A 16,984-nucleotide genomic window follows, 5' to 3' on the forward strand; every position below is an offset into this window, starting at 1 on the left:
CCTCCACCCGGCACCCAATGGGACATTCAGCTCGTCACTTGCTGGACCGAACCCGCCTACCTGGAGACCGACGCCGCCTGGTGCGCCCCAGGCGGCGAACCCTCGGACCCGCTCGCGAACGGCGGAGCATTCGGCGGCAAGACCGAGTCACCCGTCCGCGAAGAGGCAAGACAGCTCGCCAACGACCTCGGCCACCCAATCCGCGTCCTCTGGTCACGAGAAGACACCGTCCGGCGCGGCCCAAAACGCCCACCACTAGCCGCAGGCCTACGCACCGACGGCACCGGCATCATTCGCATCGCCCGCACCCCCGGTGCAGCGGAGGTGCTGCGATCGGTGCTGCCCAACGCCGACATCGTCGAAGTCGACGTACCGGGTCCGCTCACATCAATCGCCCTGCGCGCCGCCATCTGGGCCGAAGCCCAGATGCTCGCCGCAGCCCTCGACCAGCTCCGCACCGGCACACCGCTCGGCACTCTCGGTGGCACCGCCACTGTCGAGCTCACCTCATCCGAAGGCGCCACAGCACGCGCCACCGTCAGCCCAGACGGCATCGAAGTACACATCGACGCGGGCGACCCACTAGACGCCGTCACCCTGCGCAGCTACGTCATCGGCGCCAGCCACATGGCCTGGAGCTGGGTCACCTCGGAGACGCTCGCCGTCGATGCCGAAGGCGACATTCACGACCTCACCATCCGCAGCTTCGGAATAGCCCGCTCAGCCGACACCCCAAACATCAATGTCACCATCCAACCCTCGCAGCAGCCGCCAGTCCCGGCCGGCGAAGCGGTCTTCGCCGCTGTCGCCGCAGCCACCTGGCTCAGTCAAGGCGGCCCCGCCCACCTGCCCACCGGAAGGTAAAGGGCACAGCGCAAGAGGGGGGCGCTGGGGCAGGATCGCCCGCGCGCAGTTCGCAGCGCCAAAGCCCGTCCACCTGGCAACGGGCGGCGCTGCGCTTGTTTGAAGCACGGGTGAGCCTGCCCCAGCGCACCCCGGGGCCACTACCGCGCTCTGCGCTAGCGTCAGCCACCGATGGCTGAACCAGCAGAAGACAAACTCCGCCGCCTAGTAGCCGCAGAAAACGGACTGTGCAGCTTCGTCTGCCTGGACAGCAGCGGAAGCCCGCACGTATCCATCATCAACGCCGGCGTGATGGACAATCCCGTAACCGGCGAGACCAGCGTGGCCTGCGTAGTGCGCGCCAACGCCCGCAAGGCCCGCCTGCTGCGCAGCGACCCCCGCGCCGCAGTGGCCTTCCGCCACCGGTGGGACTGGGTGGCCGTCCACGGCACAGCACAGCTCATCGGCCTCGACGACCCGGCCGAGGGCGTCACCGACATTCCCGAGCTGCTGCGCGAGGTATTCCGCTCGGCCGGCGGCACCCACGAGGACTGGGACGAGTATGACCGCGTGATGGCCAAGGAGCGCCGCCTGGCCATTTTCGTCACCCTCGATCACATCACGTCCAACACCGGCACCATTTCCTGACAGAACAGGGGCAACGCCCATGGCCGCACCCGTCGCTCACTATTCGAAGTGGTACCGAGCCGGCGACTTCGTGTTCGTCTCGGGCCAGATCGGCCTGGCCGACGGCGCGCTCGTTGAAGGCGTCGAATCTCAGGCCCGAGTCGTGCTCGCCAACGTCGTCGAGGCCCTCGAAGAAGCCGGTGGCACCCTCAACGACGTAGTCAAGTGCCTCGTGTTCATGACCGACATCGGCAACTTCTCGCTCATCAACTCGATCTACGCCGAAGCCTTCGGCGACCACCGCCCGGCCCGCAGCGCCATCGGCGTGGCAGCTCTCCCCCTGGGCGCCGAGGTGGAGATCGAGGCCATCGCCTACCTCCCCGAATAGCAGCGAAGTACGCTGCGATCCATGGCCGGCGCCATAGTCATAGTGGTAGTGCTCCTGCTGAGCCCGTTCATCATCACGATCTCCCTGGCAGCAGTAGCAGCAGCCCTGGGCAAGCTCCTCACCGACGACGCCGAGCAGCGCCACGAAGGCAGCTCCCTCATCCAGACCAACGTGTAGCCGCTAGCGCCAGCGGTAGGTCCCCAGCCGGTACCCGACCGACCGGACGGTCTGGATCAAGTCGGCGTTCTCCTCACCCAGCTTCGCCCGCAGCCGCCGCACATGAACGTCGACAGTCCGCGCGCCCCCGTAGTACTCGTACCCCCACACCTGGTTCAGCAGCGCCTCGCGGGTGAACACCCGCCCCGGCTGCGACGCCAGGAAGCGCAGCAGCTCGTACTCCATGTAGGTGAGGTCGAGCGGGCGCTCGTCCACCACCGCCTCGTAGGTGTCGAGGTTGATGCGCAGCGGTCCGTACTCGATGATCTCGGTCGACCCGCCGTTCGACGCAGCGGCCAGGTGCGCGAGACGGGCTTCGAGTTCGCGCGGGTGGAACGGGTCGAGGCAGAAATCGTCGAACAGCTCGTCGCGCATGGTCAGCTCGTCGAGCGCATTGCCGCGCACCAGCACCAGCACCGGCAGCGTTGCCGCAGCGTGCTCACGCAGCGCCCGCGCCACCGCCCAGGCCACATCGGTGCCGCCCGCGCCCTCGCTGTTCTGGCTCTCGCTGTGCGCGTCGTGGCCGCCCAGCCGGATGATCGCTCCCGCCCAGCCCTCGGGCGGCGCGCCCGCCGTGATGTCGGCCGTGGTGGCCACCGGCTTCCAGGCATAGCCGCCGAGGTCCAGGAACTGCGCCAGTTCGGTGCTGACAGCGGCGGGGTGAACGGCGTACATGAATCTCACACGGCAGCGAAGTAGTTGTCCAGTTCGAATTGGGTCACTTGCGTCTGGTATGACGACCATTCTCGCCGTTTGTTGCGCAGGAACCATCGGAACAGGTGCTGCCCGAGCGTTTCCGCCACGAGCGCGCTGCCCTCCATCTCGTCGAGCGCCTCATCCAGCGAGGCTGGCAGATGATGCCCGTAGGCCGGCCCGCCGTGGTCGCTGTAGCCGGTGATGGACGGGGGAGTCTCGGGCGGCAGCTCGTAGCTCTCCTCGATTCCCTTCAGCCCCGCCGCCAGGATCACGGCGAACGCCAGGTACGGGTTGCAGGCGGGGTCGGGCGCCCGGTACTCCACCCGTGTGGCCTCCTCGCCCTCGTTTCGTGTCGGTGGCACCCGGATGAGCGCCGCACGGTTGCTGCGGGCCCACGAGATCGCCACCGGCGCCTCGTACCCGGCGATCAGCCGCTTGTAGCTGTTGACGAGCTGGTTGGTGACGGCGGTGATCTCCCGGGCGTGGCTGAGCAGCCCGGCCACGAAGCCCCGTGCCACATCCGACAGCCCGTCGGCCGAGCTGGGGTCGCTGAACGCGTTGCGCCCGTCGGCGAACAGCGACATGTGGGTGTGCATCCCCGAGCCCTGCACCCCGGCGAGCGGCTTGGGCATGAAGGTGGCGTGCACGCCGTGCTCGAAGGCGATCTCGCGCACCAGCAGCCGGAAGGTCATCACGCTGTCGGCCATGGTGAGCGCGTCGGCGTAGCGCAGGTCGATCTCATGCTGCGACGGCGCGTCCTCGTGGAACGAGTACTCCACCGGGATGCCCATGGTCTCGAGCGCGCTCAGCGTGCGATGCCGGATGTCGGACGCGATGTCGGCGGTGGTCAGGTCGAAGTAGCTGCCGGCGTCGAGCGGCACCGGCCGCCCGTCCACGCGGTCGGGCTCGAACAGGAAGTACTCCATCTCGGGCGCGACGTAGAACGTGTAGCCGGCCGCGCGCGCCCGGTCCATGACCCGGCGCAGCACGCCGCGGGGATCGCCGTCGAAGGGGGTGCCGTCGGCGCCGGTGATGTCGCAGAACATGCGGGCCGAGATGTCCTCGCCGTTGCCGTTGCGAGCCGGCATGAGCTCGAACGTCTCGGGGTCGGGCAGGGCCACCATGTCGGCCTCGGCGACGCGGCTGAAGCCCTCGATGGACGACCCGTCGAACACCATGCCTTGCTCGAAGGCGGCCTCCAGCTCCGCCGGCGAGATCGCGAACGACTTGAGCTGCCCCGCCACGTCGGTGAACCACAGGCGGATCAGGCGCACACGCCGTTCGGTGACGCGGCGCAGCACGTAGTCCTGGGGTCGCTCCCGCGCCGGGTTGGCTGGATTCGGGATGGTCGGGCTCGGGATCGTCACAGTGGCCTTCCCCTTCCGGTCGGGCCCGAAGGCTGGCTGGGCTCGCAGCAGGGCGTGTCCCTGCCGCATTGAATGGGCCATTTGGCTGAGGCTCCATTGTCGGCGCTGTACCGGCGCCCGATCTAGGGCCAGGAGCGAGCTTCACGCGCTGTTCACAATTGGGCAATAGCCCGGAAACCCTGGGTGGTTTGTATCGTGCGCACGGATGTCGGTGTCAGCCGCCAACCGGGCCAGCCGAGCGCGGGCCCGCAGGCCGCCCGGCTGGGCAATGCGGCTGACCCGATCCGCAGTTGACGTACATGCGAAGCAGCGAAGGAGCATGCAGTGACCTACCGGGCCGAGTACATCTGGACTGACGGCACCGAGCCCACGGCCGAGGTTCGTTCCAAGACGAGAGTCTTGGCCGACGGCGACGAGCCGGGCATCTGGGGCTTCGACGGTTCGAGCACCAACCAGGCCGAAGGCAGCGACTCCGACGTCGTGCTGAAGCCGGTCTACACCTGCCCCGATCCGCTGCGGGGCGGCAACGACATCATGGTGATGTGCGAGACCTTCCTGCCCGAGACGATGGAGCCGCACCCCACCAACATGCGGGCCAAGACCCGGGCGATCCTCGACAAGTACGGCGATCAGGACTTCTGGTTCGGCCTCGAGCAGGAGTACACCATGCTCGACCCGGTCACGAAGTGGCCCTCGGGCTTCCCGCCCAACGGCTTCCCCGGCCCCCAGGGGCCCTACTACTGCGGCGTGGGCGCGCTGCGCATCCACGGCCGTGACGTCGTGGAGCAGCACACCACCTGGTGCATCGAGGCGGGCCTGAACATCTCGGGCACCAACGCCGAGGTGATGCCTGGCCAGTGGGAGTTCCAGATCGGCCCCGTTGACGCGCTCACCGTGGGCGACGAGATCTGGCTGGCCCGCTACCTGCTGTACCGCGCCGGCGAGGATCACGAGATCGAGGTGAGCCTGGCCGCCAAGCCCATGCAGGGCGACTGGAACGGTGCGGGCATGCACACCAACGTGTCCACCAGGGCCATGCGTGAGAACTACGACGCTGTCGTGAAGGCCGCCGAGTCGCTGGGTGCGCCGGGCAAGCCCGAAGAGCACATTGCCGGCTACGGCCACGGCATCGAGTTGCGCCTCACCGGCGAGCACGAGACCGAGCGTTACGACACGTTCAGCTTCGGCGTGTCCGACCGCGGCGCCTCGGTGCGCATCCCCTGGCAGGTTCACCAGGACGGCAAGGGCTACATCGAGGATCGCCGGCCGAACGCCAACGCCGATCCCTACGTGGTGACGGCCCTGCTGAGCCAGACGATTGGTGAGGCGCTGGCCTGAGATCCAGCAACTCAGGCTGTTCGAGCATCTCGGCGGCGCTCAGGTCGCCTTCCACGTAGGCCTCCACCAGCGGGTCCAGCAGCTCATACGGCGGCAGGCTCTGGTCGTCGCGCTGATCGGGCCGCAGCTCCGCTGAGGGCGGCTTGTCGATGCAGGCTTCCGGGATGCGTTCGCCGTCGCCCTGGCGGTTGCGCCAGCGGCACAGCTCGTACACCAGCAGCTTGGGCACGTCTCGGATGACGGCGTATGCCCCGGCGGTGTCGCCGTACAGCGTCGTGTAGCCCACGGAGGTCTCGGTCTTGTTGCCGGTGGTGAGCACCAGCCAGCCGAACCGGTTCGACAGCGCCATGAGCAGCACGCCGCGGATGCGACTCTGCAAGTTCTGGTCGGTGAGGTCGGCTGCCGCCCGGTCGTGGGCTGGGTCGGCGTCAGCCGGGCCAGTGCCGGCGGACGCTTCGAGCATGCCGGCCAGGGCCACGTGCGCCGGCTCGATAGGCACCGTGCGGAAGTCGATGCCGAGGTTCGCGGCGAGCTCGGCGGCGTCGGTGCGCGACCCCTCGCTGGAGTAGCGCGACGGCATCGACACGCCATGCACATGTTCCGGCCCGAGCGCGTCGGCGGCGATCGCGGCCACCGCACTCGAGTCGATGCCGCCGGAGAGCCCAACCGCCACATCGGAGAAGCCGTTCTTGCGCACATAGTCACGCGTCGCCACCACCAGCGCCTGCCACACCTCCTCCAACGGATCGGGCGGTGCTGCGAGCACGCCGCCGGCAGCAGCGGCTTCGCCCGCCAGGGGGACTTCGCAGACGGCAACTTGGGGGGCGAAGGCCTCGAGCCGGCAGATCACCTGTCCGGAGGCATCGGCCACGAACGAGCTGCCGTCGAAGACCAGCTCGTCCTGCCCGCCCACCTGGTTCACATAGACGACCGGAACCCCCAGGGCCGCGGCCCGCGTCCGTGCCACAGCCTCCCGGTCAGCCTGCTTGCCCCGCCGGTACGGCGACCCGTTCAGATTCACCAGCAGCTGGGCCCCCATCGCAACCTGCGCCAGCGCCGGACTCGTATCGGCCTCGCCCCCAACGATCGACGGCAGCCCGCCGTCCTCAGGGGAAGCATCCGCAGTGCGAGGCGGCCCCCACAAGTCCTCGCACACCGACACGCCAACGCGCACATCGCCCACCGTCAGCAACGGCCCAGCGTCAGTACCCGGCACGAAATAGCGCTGCTCATCGAACACGGCGTAGTTCGGCAGCAGGTGCTTGCGAAACACGCCACGCACCGCCCCGCCCCAGCAAAGAGCGGCCGAATTCCACAGCCGAACCGGCCCATCCCGCCCAGTGTCCTCAGGAAAGCCCACCACAGCAGGCACATCACCCGTGTGCTGCGCAATCCGTTCCAGCGCCGCAGCAGCCCCGTCCACAAACGCTGGCTTCAGCAACAAGTCCTCAGGCGGATACCCAGTAACCGTCAGCTCACTGAACACCACCACCCGCGCGCCCGCACCCACGGCCTCGTCGTACGCGGCAATGACCATCGCGGCGTTCCCATCCAGATCGCCGAGACGCAGATTGAGCTGGGCCAGTCCCACGCGCACTGACACTGGCTCACCCTACGCAGGCACCGGCGCGCGGAGGCATCGGGGCAAGTGATAGGTACGCTCCCCGGAACCGGGGGAAGCAACTGCAGATACCGGTCGCATCAGCAAGCGGGGGACGACCAGCGAGGTGGCGCGGTGGCCAAAGAGAGGGTCGAACGTGACGAGGAAGATCTCGTCCGCCTGTACCTGACCGACATCGGCCAGTACCCGCTGCTGAACAAGGACGACGAAGTCCGCCTCGCGCAGCAGATCGAAAAGGGCATCGCTGCCAAGGAACAGCTCGAGTCTCCGCGCGAGATATCGGGTGCGCAGCGCCGCCGGCTCATGCGCACCCAGCGCGAGGGCGCCCGTGCCGAGCGCACGTTCGTGCAGTCGAACCTGCGGTTGGTGGTGTCGATCGCGAAGAAGTACCAGGCCTCGGGGCTGCCGCTGCTGGATCTCATCCAGGAGGGCAACTTGGGCCTGATGCACGCGGTCGAGAAGTTCGACTGGCGCAAGGGCTTCAAGTTCTCCACGTACGCCACGTGGTGGATCCGCCAGGCGATCACCCGCGGCATCGCCAACACCGGCCGCACGATCCGGCTGCCTGTGCATGCGGGCGACACGCTGGCGCGCCTGCAGAAGGCCCGCTCCCGGCTCGAGCTGAAGTACGGCCGCCCGGCCACGCTGGGCGAGCTGGCGATCGAAGTCGACATGCCCGAGCAGAAGGTGACCGAGGCGTTGCGGTTCGCCGCTGAGCCGCTGTCGCTGTCGGAGCCGCTGCGCGAAGACAGCGACGCCGAGCTGGGCGATGTGGTGGAAGACCGGGCTGCCGAGTCGCCGTTCGAGGTGGCGGCCACCACGCTGCTGCCCAGCGAGATCACCCGGTTGCTGTCGCCGCTCGACGAGCGCGAGCGCGAGATCCTCAAGCTCCGCTACGGCCTCGACCGTGGAGAGCCCCGCACGCTCGAGGAGGTGGGCGAGCATTTCCAGCTCACCCGAGAGCGCATCCGCCAGATCGAAGCCCGGGCGATGTCCAAGCTGCGCCATCCCAGCACCGACACCGGCGCTCGCGACCTGCTGTCTGTCTGAGCGCACGACCTGTTGACGGACGCCGGGTCCGAACACGAGATCGAAGGGCTGAGCGCGCCGCGATCAGACGGCCGTCCGGGCTCGGTGCTGCTCTGCGGCGATATCCACAGCAATGCGGACACGGCGGCCCGAGCGTCGGCGGCCGCGGGCGCGCTCGGCTGCGAGGTCGTGCTGCAGGTGGGCGACCTGGGGTGGCGGCCCGGCGACCCGTCCAGCGTCGAGATGTGCGAGGCGATCGCCGCAGGCGGTGTGCCGTGGGTATTCGTCGACGGCAATCACGACCACCTGGGTGAGTTGGCCGCCACGGCGGCGACGCACCGTCGTCTCCACGCCGGTCGTGACTTCGATCCGGACCCCGACGGCCTGTGGGGCCCGGCGGCGCCGATCCCGATCGCCCCGATGCTGTGGTGGGCAGCCCGCGGCTCACGCTGGACGTGGGGCGGCTCGCGCTTCGGCGCGCTGGGCGGCGCCTGGTCGCCCGGCTGGCACTACCGCCAGCGGGGCTGGCGCTGGTTCCCCCGCGAAACGATCAGCCGGCGCGATCTCGAAGCGCTCGGCGATGCACCGCTGGACGTGTTGGTGTGCCACGACGTGCCCGACCGAGCGCTCGTCGGCGAGGGATCCAGGTTCGCCCGCCGGGGCGACACCCAGATCGGCGAGGCCAACAGCGCCCAGGTCCGCGCGGCCGCCTGTCGCACCGGTCCACGGCTGGTGGTGCACGGACACTGGCATCTGGCGCACTCGTCGCTGCTCGACATCGGACGCGAGCAGCCCGCCGAAGTGGTGGGCTTGGCAGCGAACGGCGAGCCGGGCAGCTCGGTAGTGCTCGACCCCGTGACGCTGCAGGTGCGACCGGCAGAACCCGCGGCCGCGGCGGTGCCGCAGCGCTAGATCGGCCCGTCGGGGCTCAGGCGTCGGTCAGGCGTCGAACCACGATGACGATCAGAGCGCCGACGATCACGGCGAGCAACAGCTTTTTCATGGTGCAGCGTCCTCTGTGCGTAATGACTGTGCGGGATGACTGGGGTCACCGGCACAGCGAATGCTAGGCGCACATCTCCCGAACAACGCACGCACGAAATGGCGGAGGTGGACGGGAATCGAACCCGCCGGACGGGGATCGCCCGTCCCGCCCGCTTTGAAGGCGGGGGAGCCCACCAGGCGCTCAGACACCTCCGCTCGTCATCTTGGCCCACGCTCGCAGCTCGCGCCAGCGGTGGAACACAGCGCGCCAGCCGTCGGGCACAGCGGGCCCGCCGGAAAACCAGTTGATCGCGCCCCTCTGCATCGGCCAAGATCAGTGCTCACATTGAATTTCATTTATTGTCATGTATTCAGGAGCACCAATGATCTATGCCTATGTGGGCGCCAAGGGCGGCGTCGGCAACACCGTGACCGCCCTGCTCGCTGCCAGCAGTGCCAAGCGCGCCGGCCGTGATGTGGTTCTTGTCGATCTGACCGGCGATTTCGGCGTGGTGCTGGGCACGGCGCCCGATCTGCCCGGAATCGCCGAGTGGACGGCGGCGGAGGAACTGTCGCTGGGTGCAGCCTCTGCGCTCGCAGTCGATGTCGCGCCGGGCGTCAGCCTGCTGCCGCGTGGCAGCGGCGATATCGACGATGCCCGGCTGGGCACGCTGTGGTCGCTGCTCGCCGGCAAGCCACGGGTCAACATCATCGATGCGGGGCGCGGCAGCGCAGCCCTGGAGCGGGTGGCGGGCCCGCGGGTGAGGCGCTTGCTCACGATGACTTGCTGCTATCAGGCGCTGCACCGCGCCCGCGAGCTCGTGACCGACGTCGACGACGTGATCGTGCTGACCGACACGCAGCGCGCGCTCGGCCTCGCCGACATCGAGGCCGCGCTGGGACGGCATGCCGATGCGGTCGTGGCCGTGGACCGCGCGGTCTCGCGCTGGGCCGACGCGGGCCTGCTGCTGGACCGCTGCGCGAAGTCGGCTCGATCGCTGGATGCGTTCCTGTGAATCGCACCGCGCGTGCTGTGGCCCGCCACCCAGCCAGCCGGGTGCCGGCCGACCCGGCATTCGTGGAGGAGATCCACGAACGGTTCCTTCCGGCGCCCGCGCCGGCGGCCCGCGATGTGGCCGCTGCCGTCGAGGGAGCGGCGCCGCTGCTCGATCGTCACCACGCGGCCGATCTGGTGTCCGAAGTGCTGGCTCGCCTCGCGGGCATCGGGCCGCTGGCGGAGATCTGGGCCGACGACCAGGTGACCGAGGTGATGATCAACGGCCCCGGCCCGATCGTCATCGAGCGGCGCGGCATGTTGACCGCAGCAGGTCGCATCAGCACCGCAGAGGTGCATCGCCTGGTCGAGTACCTGCTGGGGCCGACGGGTCGGCGCGTCGACCGTCGCCTGCCGATGGTGGACGTGCGGCTCGACGACCGCACCCGCTGCCACATCGCCGTGCCGCCGGTGGCGGTGGACGGCCCGTACATCACGCTGCGCCGCTTTCCCGCCGGCGTCCGGCGCCTCGACGAGCTGGCCGGTCCCGGCTTCGTCGCCTGCCTCGATCGTCTGATCGCCGAGCGGGCCAACCTGATCGTCTTCGGCCCCACCAGCACCGGCAAGACGTCACTGCTGGCGAGCCTGCTGGCCACGGTGGCCGAGCGGGAGCGACTCGTGGTGGTGGAGGAAGCCGCGGAGCTGCCACGGCTCGGTGCCGGCACCGTGCGCCTCGAGGGCCAGCCGCCCAACGTCGACGGCGTCGGCGCGGTGACGATGGCCGAGCTGGTGGCAGCAGCGCTGCGGATGCGGCCCGATCGCCTGGTGATCGGCGAGGTGCGCGGCCCCGAGGCGGCGGCGCTGCTGCAGGCGCTCACCACGGGGCACCGCGGCTCGCTGTCGACGCTGCATGCCGATGATCCCGCGCATGCGCTGTGGCGGTTCGAACAGCTCGCCCGCGCCGGCGGCGCGGTCGGCGATGTGGCCGCGCACATTGCGTCGGTGCTCGACGGCCTGGTTCACATGAGCCGCGGCACGGCCGGCCGCAGGGCTGTCGCCGCCATCTACGAGGTACGCCACGACGGCTCCCTCGAACGAGCCGCAATCCCCGTGGCAGCGGCCGTCTGATGGAACCGGCCCGACGTGTTGCAAGCGTTGCCGCCCGATGCTGAGGCTCGTGGTGCTGCTGGCCTGTGTGGGTGGCGTCACGTCGCCGGCGGCACGCGATTGGCTGCGCTGGCGTCGAGACCGGCGGCGTGCCGGTATGGCGGTGGCGGCTCGCTCGGCGGGCATCGGCGACTTCTGCGCTGCGGTATCGCGTGGGCTGGGGGCCGGCGACACGATGCTGCAGGCGCTGCGGGCCGCCGCCGACGGGCCGATGCGGGCGCCGGTGGAGCAGATCGCTGCCGAGCACGAGCGCGGGGTCACGCTGAGCCGTGCTGTGCGGCGTTGGGTGGCGCGCGAGCAGACCTCGGAGGCAGCGCTGCTGTCCACGGCGGTCACGCTGGCGTCGGATCGGGTGGGCGCGCAGCCGCAGCTCTTCGATCATGTAGCTGCGACCGTCCGGGCCCGCGCCGACATGGCCGCCGAGGCTCGGGTGCACGCGGCGCAGGCCCGTGCATCGGTGTGGGTGGTGGCGGCGCTGCCGTGGGCGGTCGCGCTGGCACTGCTCGCCGAGGGCGGCGCTGCCGCCCGGGTGCTCACCTCCACGCCGCTGGGCTGGTTCTGCGCCAGCGGCGCGCTCCTGCTCGAGCTGGCGGGTGTGTCGTGGATGCGCGCCACGGTCGCGAGGGCGCTGCGATGACCACTGCACTCATTGCCGTCCTGCCGCTCGCCGCACTGGTCGTCAACAGCGTTGTGCTGTCGAACCCGATCGTCATCGGCGCCTTGGCAGCAGGGGCGGTGTGCTGGGGCGGCTTCGTCACTCGCCCCGATCCAGGCCGCCGCCGAGTGCTGCAGCTCGCGTCGCCCGACTGGCCTGTCGGTGCCATGGCCCGCGGCGCACAGCATGCCGCCGGCCCGCTGACGAGGTGGATGCGCCGCGGCGATGTGCCGCATCCGGATCGCGTGGCCGCCGAGCTCGGCGCAGTCGTCGACGTGATGAACGTGGCCCTGACGTCAGGCCTGTCGATCATCGCCTCACTGCAGCTCGCACTCGGTCATCTCGACGGGGCGAGCGCCCTCAGGCGCCGGCTGGCTGGGCAGGCCGCCTTCGAACGTCTCGACGAAACCTTGGAGGAGTTCGGGCAGGCCTGCGGCCCACACGCCCGCGCCTTCGCTGCCGCGGTCACGGGTTCCATGCGCACCGGCATCCCGCTGGCGCCCGAGATGGATCGCCTCGGTCGGGAGCTGCGCGAGGACCGCCGCCGCCGGCTCGAGGGCAAGGTGCGCCGCTTGCCGGTGCTGCTGCTGTTCCCGCTCGTGCTGTGCGTGCTCCCGGCGCTCGGGCTGGTCGCCATCGTGCCGGTCCTCGTGGCGGCTTTCGGCGGCTGACATGACCCGCCCGCCCCGATCATCAGAACCACAAGGAGTTTGCATGTCCGAACGCTCGACCACCCATGCCACGGGCCTTCATGCCCAGGCGCGCCGCACGCACCGGCTTGACACCGTTCAGGCCGGTGCGGTCAACGCGCCTGACGAGGCCGGGCAGACCACGGCCGAGTACGCGTTGCTCACCGGCGCCATCGCACTGCTCGTCGCGGCAGTCACCGCCTGGGCAACCAGCACCGGCAAGATCGGCCGCCTGCTCGATGCCGTCTTCAACTACCTGACCAAGGCCATCTCCTGAGAGCGAGCCCCGCGAGGCGGACGCTCCCGCCGGCTCAGCCTCCGGGCCCGATCGCGGCGCAGGAACATGGGCAGGCCACCGTCGAGCTGGCGCTGCTGCTGCCCTTCCTGGTGCTGCTGCTCATGTGCATCGTCCAGACAGCGCTGGTCGCACGCGACGCGGTGCTGGTGTCGCATGCAGCCCGGGTGGGCGCACGCATCGCTGCGGTGGAGCCGTCGATGGACGCCGTCCGCACGGCCGTAGAGCATGCTGCAGCGCTCGATCCGGACCGGCTGGAAGTGGAGCGACATGTCACCGCAGAACTGGTGCGCGTCACCGTGCGCTACCGCTCTGCAACCGAGGTTCCGCTGGCCGGCGCACTGGTGGGCGACGTCCATCTGACCGAGTCCGCGGCGATGCCCGACGAGCGTCCGCATCGCTGACCGGCGGCAGCCGAAATTGCCGCTTGCGCATGTCACACCCATGGGGTTCAATGGCAAGTCACACACCTGTAATTACAGGTGAGCAATCTCGGTCGCCGATGAGCGCAGCGGACACGGCCGCCGAGTTGGATTCGGGGAGGGCCGATGGCATTCGCAACTGACGTAGCAGTCGAGCTACCAGCAGGGAACTGGTGGGACGAGGCCAATTGCCTCGGGGTCGATCCCGACCTGTTCTTTCCCGAGCGCGGGGCGAGCACCCGCGAGGCCAAGGCGGTCTGCCGCGGCTGCGTCGTCAGCGATGAATGCCTCGAATACGCACTCCAGAACAGCGAGAAGTTCGGCATCTGGGGCGGCATGAGCGAGCGGGAACGCCGCCGGGTGCGCCGCCAGCGAGCCCTCACGAGGCGCGCCGCCGCAGGCTGACGCCGCAGGCCGCCGCGTCATCGGCTGGCCGCTGGCCGACGGCAGAGCAAGTGCGGTCGCAGGCTGACGCCGCAGGCCGCCGCGTCATCGGTTGGCCGTCGGCGGACGGCAGAGCAAGTGCCGCCGCCGGCTGACCTGCCTCGGCTACCGGTCTGATCGCGCACTGGTACGCTCGCGAGCGTGATGGCCATCGCGCTCGGACCGCCCGAACTGCTCATCCTGCTCATCATCGTGCTCGTGCTGTTCGGAGGAGCCAAGCTGCCCAAGCTGGCGCGCTCGCTGGGCCAGGCTCAGCGCGAGTTCCGTGAGGGCGTGAACGACGAGGACAAGGCGGCCGGCGACAAGGCGTCTGGCGACGGCTCGTCGAAAGACTCCTGATTCACGACTCCTGATTCAGGCAGCGCGGGCGGCTTTGCTGGCCCGGCGGCGATCCCGCAGGATCCGCCGACGCTGGCGCTCTGAGGTGCCGCCCCACACGCCGTGGGTGATGTTGTTGGCCAGCGCGTACTCACGGCAGGCGTCCTTCACCGGGCACTGGGCGCACACCTTCTGAGCCACGATCACGCCGGCGCCGTCATTGGGAAAGAACACGTTCGGGTCCATGTCCGCACACCTGCGGAACGCGACCCACTCCGCCGCCAGGCTCTCGGAGCCTTGAAACATCTGCGGCTCGTACACCGGATTGATCTGCAACATCATGAGAACCAACGCCCCAACCAGCCAACCGGTTCCCTGATTCGCCGACTCTCATCAAACTCTCATGTAGCCCGTCGGTACCCTTGCGCCACCGCAAACAAGGACCACCGTGACCGACATCGCCACCGAAGCCGAACAGCTCCCCCCCGAGGTCGGCATCCGCATCATCTACCTGGGCCCCGTCGCACCGCACTGGGAGCTCGAGGGCATCTACGGCGACGAGGCAGCCGTCGATGAATTCCGCCGCCGGACCAACGCGCGCCTGCAGCTCCTGCCGCCCCACGACCCGCAATTCCGCCGCAACCGCGAGCGGGTCGTGCGTGACGCCGAGCGCGAGAACTACGAGCTCCACTGGGACCTCGGCATGCCCGAGGAAGAAGACGAGTAGAAGAAGACGAGTAGAAGAAGACGAATAGTCGAGTCAGGCGTTCACGGATTGTTCACGGCATCCGTTCCCGCCGTTCACCCTGAAACCGCGGTGCTGTCACCGGCCGTTCGTAGCGTGCTCGTGCATGCAAAAAATCTGTTCAAGCACCAAGTTGCTCGTGGCACTGCTTGCTGCGTTCGCCCTGCTCGCCGCTGCCTGCGGCGGGAGCGATGACGACGGCGGCGGCTCGGCGCCCGCAGCCACCGGCGCTGACGGCACATCGCTGAGCGGCTCGATCAGCGTTACCGGCTCGTCCACGGTTGAGCCCATCACGAGCCTGCTGGCCGAGGCCTTCGCCGAGACCCACGGCGGTGTGGCGTTCTCGGTTGCCGGCCCCGGATCGGGCGACGGCCACAAGGCGGCATGCGCCGGCGAGGTGCAGATCTGGAACAGCTCACGGCAGATCAAGGACGAAGAGGCCGAGTGCCTCGACGGCGCCGGCATCGAGTTCATCGAGCTGCGCGTCGCCATCGACGGCATCTCGGTGATCACTGCGACCGGCAACGACGCAATCGGCTGCCTGAACTTCGAAGACCTGTACAGCCTGGTCGGCGTCGAGTCGACCGGGTTCAGCACCTGGGCCGAAGCCAACGGCCTCAACGCCGAGCTGGGCGGCAGCGGTCCGTTCGGCGACGGCGCGCTCGAGATCTTCGCTCCCGGCGAGGAGTCGGGCACCTTCGACAGCTTCATCGAGATCGCCCTGGAGGAAGTCTGGGAGCACCGTGTTGAGGCGGGCCACGCCGACGAGAACTTCGCCGTCCGGCCCGACTACAACGCTTCGGCCAACGACAACGTCATCATCGACGGCGTCTCCGGCAACGAGCACAGCCTCGGCTGGGTGGGCTTCGCCTTCGCCGATGAGAACCGCGACAAGGTGAGGCTGGTGGACGTCGACGGCGGCGACGGCTGCGTGGCGCCCACGCCCGAGACCATCGCCTCGGCCGAGTTCCCGATCGCCCGCTTCCTCTACACCTACGTCGACGCCGGGCAGGCCTCCGACCCTGCCGTCAAGGCATTCGTCGACTTCATGCTGAGCGACGAGGGCCAGCCCTACGTGGTGGATGCCGGGTATGTCGGCCTCAGCCCCGCCGATCTGGAACAGTCTCGGAGCAACTGGAACAACCTCACGACGGGTACGACGTTCTGAACAGCCGCCCGAGCCTTATGACAGCACGACACGCATGACACGACACGCATGACACCGGATCATCTGACCGCCGCCGACCTTCAGACCTCGCTCGGTCGTCGGATCCGATCTCAGACGGTCCGCTGGCTGTTCATGGGGGCAGCGGCTGTCACGGTGCTTGTCAGCGCACTCATCATCTGGACGGTCGCCTCGGGGGCGTGGACCTTCATCAGCCAGGTCGAGTTCACCAGGCTCACCGACATCGGCTGGTTCCCCCGCCGGGGCCTGTTCGACCTCACCACCCTGCTCGTGAATTCGGCGCAGATCTCGGTGATCGCCATGGCTGTGGCCGTGCCCTCGGGCTTCGGCGCTGCGTTCTACCTCTCCGAGTACGCCCACCCCCGGGTGCGCAGGGTGATGAAGCCCACGCTCGAGCTGCTGGCCAGCGTTCCCAGCGTGGTGCTCGGCGTGTTCGCTATCAGCTTCATCACCCCGTCGATCCTCACCAACTTCTTCAGCGAGATCAACTTCTTCAACAAGCTGGCAGCGGGCATCGCGGTGGGCTTGCTGGTGATCCCGCTCATCGCCTCCATCTCCGAGGACGCCCTGCGGGCAGTGCCCCAGGCGCTGCGGGAGGCGTCGGCGGGTCTTGGCGCCCGCCGGGTCACCACGTCGATCCGGGTGGTGCTGCCGGCAGCCATGTCGGGCCTCATGGCCGCCACCATCGTGGGCTTCAGCCGGGCCATCGGCGAGACCATGGTGGTCACGATCGCGTCGGGCGGCGGCGACACGTCGCTGTACAACCTGTCGCTGTTCGAGTCAGGCGGCACGCTCACCTCGGCCATGGCCGCGCTGGGCCTCGGCACCGACCAGGTCGCCGGCAACAACCTGGCATTCCAGAGCCTCTTCTTCCTAGGGGCCCTGCTGTTCGCGATGACCCTGGTGCTCAACATGGTCGGCGATGTGATCGTCCGCCGGCTGCAGAACAGGTACTGAGGC

20 protein-coding genes, 1 tRNA gene and 2 pseudogenes are annotated in these 16,984 nt (G+C 69.0%); 18 read left to right on the forward strand and 5 right to left on the reverse strand.

Annotation, left to right across the window (positions count from 1 at the left end):
* From VI480_RS06960 to VI480_RS06975, 4 genes and pseudogenes are all read left to right on the forward strand, one after another.
* Positions 1-864 (forward strand): annotated as a pseudogene (locus VI480_RS06960) (hypothetical protein); the annotation flags it as partial.
* Positions 865-1,035: 171 nt separating this feature from the next.
* Entirely contained in the window at positions 1,036-1,491 is a 456-nt protein-coding gene (locus tag VI480_RS06965; protein WP_323672101.1) for a pyridoxamine 5'-phosphate oxidase family protein, read from the forward strand.
* A 19-nt stretch (positions 1,492-1,510) separates the two neighbouring features.
* Complete coding sequence (locus VI480_RS06970) at positions 1,511-1,858, forward strand: Rid family detoxifying hydrolase (RefSeq protein WP_323672102.1); 348 nt, start codon at positions 1,511-1,513, stop codon at positions 1,856-1,858.
* Between the two features lie 21 nt (positions 1,859-1,879).
* Positions 1,880-2,035, forward strand: coding sequence for a hypothetical protein (locus VI480_RS06975; protein ID WP_323672103.1), 156 nt, complete (start codon positions 1,880-1,882; stop codon positions 2,033-2,035).
* Between the two features lie 3 nt (positions 2,036-2,038).
* On the opposite strand, the gene VI480_RS06980 is transcribed toward VI480_RS06975, so the two are convergent.
* Together VI480_RS06980 and glnA are read right to left on the reverse strand one after the other, a co-directional pair.
* Positions 2,039-2,749 (reverse strand): response regulator transcription factor, encoded by a 711-nt coding sequence (locus VI480_RS06980; RefSeq protein ID WP_323672104.1) that lies wholly within the window; start codon positions 2,747-2,749, stop codon positions 2,039-2,041.
* A gap of 5 nt (positions 2,750-2,754) precedes the next feature.
* Positions 2,755-4,137, reverse strand: a complete 1,383-nt coding sequence (glnA, locus tag VI480_RS06985; RefSeq protein WP_323672105.1) for a type I glutamate--ammonia ligase — start codon at positions 4,135-4,137, stop codon at positions 2,755-2,757.
* Positions 4,138-4,461: 324 nt separating this feature from the next.
* On the opposite strand from glnA, the gene glnII reads away from it, so the two are divergent.
* A complete protein-coding gene (gene glnII, locus VI480_RS06990; protein ID WP_323672106.1) occupies positions 4,462-5,475 on the forward strand; it encodes a glutamine synthetase GlnII in 1,014 nt (337 codons plus the stop codon).
* A gap of 25 nt (positions 5,476-5,500) precedes the next feature.
* Here the strand turns inward: glnII and VI480_RS06995 are convergent.
* Positions 5,501-7,078 (reverse strand): annotated as a pseudogene (locus tag VI480_RS06995) (NAD+ synthase); the annotation flags it as partial.
* 132 nt (positions 7,079-7,210) lie between these two features.
* On the opposite strand from VI480_RS06995, the gene VI480_RS07000 reads away from it, so the two are divergent.
* Together VI480_RS07000 and VI480_RS07005 are read left to right on the forward strand one after the other, a co-directional pair.
* Complete coding sequence (locus VI480_RS07000) at positions 7,211-8,146, forward strand: sigma-70 family RNA polymerase sigma factor (RefSeq protein ID WP_323672107.1); 936 nt, start codon at positions 7,211-7,213, stop codon at positions 8,144-8,146.
* Positions 8,147-8,158: 12 nt separating this feature from the next.
* Positions 8,159-9,037 (forward strand): metallophosphoesterase family protein, encoded by an 879-nt coding sequence (locus VI480_RS07005; protein ID WP_323672108.1) that lies wholly within the window; start codon positions 8,159-8,161, stop codon positions 9,035-9,037.
* Positions 9,038-9,227: 190 nt separating this feature from the next.
* Here VI480_RS07005 and VI480_RS07010 read toward each other — a convergent pair.
* Positions 9,228-9,323 (reverse strand) — tRNA-Sec (locus VI480_RS07010).
* 184 nt (positions 9,324-9,507) lie between these two features.
* On the opposite strand from VI480_RS07010, the gene VI480_RS07015 reads away from it, so the two are divergent.
* From VI480_RS07015 to VI480_RS07050, 8 genes are all read left to right on the forward strand, one after another.
* The gene (locus VI480_RS07015) at positions 9,508-10,125 is read left to right on the forward strand and encodes a hypothetical protein (protein ID WP_323672109.1); all 618 of its coding nucleotides are present in this window, start codon (positions 9,508-9,510) and stop codon (positions 10,123-10,125) included.
* Positions 10,122-11,231 carry a CpaF family protein gene (locus VI480_RS07020; protein WP_323672110.1) on the forward strand — a complete coding sequence of 370 codons (1,110 nt, stop codon included), beginning with the start codon at positions 10,122-10,124 and terminating at the stop codon, positions 11,229-11,231. Before VI480_RS07015 ends, VI480_RS07020 begins: the two co-directional genes overlap by 4 nt.
* A 37-nt stretch (positions 11,232-11,268) precedes the next feature.
* Positions 11,269-11,907 carry a type II secretion system F family protein gene (locus tag VI480_RS07025; RefSeq protein ID WP_323672111.1) on the forward strand — a complete coding sequence of 213 codons (639 nt, stop codon included), beginning with the start codon at positions 11,269-11,271 and terminating at the stop codon, positions 11,905-11,907.
* Entirely contained in the window at positions 11,904-12,596 is a 693-nt protein-coding gene (locus VI480_RS07030; protein ID WP_323672112.1) for a type II secretion system F family protein, read from the forward strand. Before VI480_RS07025 ends, VI480_RS07030 begins: the two co-directional genes overlap by 4 nt.
* Positions 12,597-12,639: 43 nt before the next feature.
* Positions 12,640-12,891: a hypothetical protein gene (locus VI480_RS07035; RefSeq protein ID WP_323672113.1), complete on the forward strand. Its 252-nt coding sequence runs from the start codon at positions 12,640-12,642 to the stop codon at positions 12,889-12,891.
* 50 nt (positions 12,892-12,941) lie between these two features.
* Complete coding sequence (locus VI480_RS07040; protein WP_323672136.1) at positions 12,942-13,313, forward strand: TadE/TadG family type IV pilus assembly protein; 372 nt, start codon at positions 12,942-12,944, stop codon at positions 13,311-13,313.
* A 144-nt stretch (positions 13,314-13,457) separates the two neighbouring features.
* Positions 13,458-13,736, forward strand: coding sequence for a WhiB family transcriptional regulator (locus tag VI480_RS07045; protein ID WP_323672114.1), 279 nt, complete (start codon positions 13,458-13,460; stop codon positions 13,734-13,736).
* A 183-nt stretch (positions 13,737-13,919) separates the two neighbouring features.
* Positions 13,920-14,114, forward strand: coding sequence for a twin-arginine translocase TatA/TatE family subunit (locus VI480_RS07050; RefSeq protein WP_323672137.1), 195 nt, complete (start codon positions 13,920-13,922; stop codon positions 14,112-14,114).
* Positions 14,115-14,129: 15 nt separating this feature from the next.
* Here the strand turns inward: VI480_RS07050 and VI480_RS07055 are convergent, their stop codons facing one another.
* Entirely contained in the window at positions 14,130-14,435 is a 306-nt protein-coding gene (locus VI480_RS07055; RefSeq protein ID WP_323672115.1) for a WhiB family transcriptional regulator, read from the reverse strand.
* A 106-nt stretch (positions 14,436-14,541) separates the two neighbouring features.
* Between VI480_RS07055 and VI480_RS07060 the strand changes: the two genes are divergently transcribed.
* The 3 genes from VI480_RS07060 (at position 14,542) to pstC (ending at position 16,981) form a co-directional block, all read left to right on the forward strand.
* On the forward strand, positions 14,542-14,820 hold the full coding sequence (locus tag VI480_RS07060; RefSeq protein ID WP_323672116.1) for a hypothetical protein: 279 nt from the start codon (positions 14,542-14,544) through the stop codon (positions 14,818-14,820).
* A 157-nt stretch (positions 14,821-14,977) separates the two neighbouring features.
* On the forward strand, positions 14,978-16,006 hold the full coding sequence (locus tag VI480_RS07065) for a substrate-binding domain-containing protein (RefSeq protein WP_323672117.1): 1,029 nt from the start codon (positions 14,978-14,980) through the stop codon (positions 16,004-16,006).
* Between the two features lie 48 nt (positions 16,007-16,054).
* Positions 16,055-16,981 (forward strand): phosphate ABC transporter permease subunit PstC, encoded by a 927-nt coding sequence (gene pstC, locus VI480_RS07070; RefSeq protein WP_323672118.1) that lies wholly within the window; start codon positions 16,055-16,057, stop codon positions 16,979-16,981.
* Positions 16,982-16,984 lie beyond the last annotated feature (3 nt).

Source organism: Candidatus Poriferisodalis multihospitum, assembly GCF_028283155.1.
GTDB lineage: Bacteria > Actinomycetota > Acidimicrobiia > Acidimicrobiales > Poriferisodalaceae > Poriferisodalis > Poriferisodalis multihospitum.

What these genes read in the sequence shown, in the direction of transcription:
- VI480_RS06980 (WP_323672104.1), bottom strand. Translation starts at nt 2,749, where the DNA reads ATGTACGCCGTTCACCCCGCCGCTGTCAGCACCGAACTGGCGCAGTTC.
- VI480_RS07045 (WP_323672114.1), top strand. Translation starts at nt 13,458, where the DNA reads ATGGCATTCGCAACTGACGTAGCAGTCGAGCTACCAGCAGGGAACTGG.
- VI480_RS07030 (WP_323672112.1), top strand. Translation starts at nt 11,904, where the DNA reads ATGACCACTGCACTCATTGCCGTCCTGCCGCTCGCCGCACTGGTCGTC.
- VI480_RS07050 (WP_323672137.1), top strand. Translation starts at nt 13,920, where the DNA reads ATGGCCATCGCGCTCGGACCGCCCGAACTGCTCATCCTGCTCATCATC.
- VI480_RS07055 (WP_323672115.1), bottom strand. Translation starts at nt 14,435, where the DNA reads ATGATGTTGCAGATCAATCCGGTGTACGAGCCGCAGATGTTTCAAGGC.
- VI480_RS07035 (WP_323672113.1), top strand. Translation starts at nt 12,640, where the DNA reads ATGTCCGAACGCTCGACCACCCATGCCACGGGCCTTCATGCCCAGGCG.
- VI480_RS06970 (WP_323672102.1), top strand. Translation starts at nt 1,511, where the DNA reads ATGGCCGCACCCGTCGCTCACTATTCGAAGTGGTACCGAGCCGGCGAC.
- VI480_RS06975 (WP_323672103.1), top strand. Translation starts at nt 1,880, where the DNA reads ATGGCCGGCGCCATAGTCATAGTGGTAGTGCTCCTGCTGAGCCCGTTC.
- VI480_RS06965 (WP_323672101.1), top strand. Translation starts at nt 1,036, where the DNA reads ATGGCTGAACCAGCAGAAGACAAACTCCGCCGCCTAGTAGCCGCAGAA.
- VI480_RS07025 (WP_323672111.1), top strand. Translation starts at nt 11,269, where the DNA reads ATGCTGAGGCTCGTGGTGCTGCTGGCCTGTGTGGGTGGCGTCACGTCG.
- pstC (WP_323672118.1), top strand. Translation starts at nt 16,055, where the DNA reads ATGACACCGGATCATCTGACCGCCGCCGACCTTCAGACCTCGCTCGGT.